The sequence below is a fragment of the Escherichia sp. KCJ4928 genome (genome assembly GCF_004352695.1).
Lineage (GTDB): Bacteria > Pseudomonadota > Gammaproteobacteria > Enterobacterales > Enterobacteriaceae > ECMA0423.
On record NZ_SJWV01000568.1, the window covers coordinates 1 to 555 of the forward strand.

The window sequence follows — 555 nt, forward strand, 5'->3', positions numbered from 1 at the left end:
GTATTCAGGAGGGTAAGAAATTGTTCAAAAACATCAGGGTTTATACTGGTGCTTTGATATTCGTTACTCATAGTATTTCCTTTCAGGTCATTATTACTTCCGGATTTAACATGATGTCTGTAACCATAAAATAATGAACGTGTTCCGGGAGTCCTTGCCGTGTAGTTTCCCGTAAAAATACTGTTGTGCATTACATGTCATTAGGTGGAAACCGATTGTGGCAGACTGAAAATCGATTAGAATAGCGGCGGGCGCTTGAGGCTGTATGCTGAAAGCGTTTTGTGGACGGCATGCAGCAGAAAGCCCCAGGCGATTTTTTTATCAATCAACCCAGGGCTCTACTGTAATGCATCGACAACATTATAGTAGCCCGATGACGGCCGAAAGGCAATGGAGGGGCTGCGATGCCACAACGAACGTTTTTAACAATGTTAATTGTCGTCTGTGTGACGATACTGTGTTTTGTCTGGATGGTGAGGGATTCGCTTTGCGGATTCCGTGTCGAGCAGGGAAACACAGTGCTTGTGGCAACGTTAGCCTACGAAGTTAAACGTT

1 protein-coding gene and 1 pseudogene are annotated in these 555 nt (G+C 44.5%); one reads left to right on the forward strand and one right to left on the reverse strand.

The annotated features are described in order from the left end of the window. Nucleotides 1-191 (reverse strand): annotated as a pseudogene (locus E0D98_RS27685) (hypothetical protein); the annotation flags it as partial. Nucleotides 192-404: 213 nt separating this feature from the next. Between E0D98_RS27685 and E0D98_RS25605 the strand changes: the two are divergent. After that, nucleotides 405-555 (forward strand): Hok/Gef family protein (locus tag E0D98_RS25605; RefSeq protein WP_001367784.1); only part of this gene is annotated, 151 nt, incomplete at its 3' end.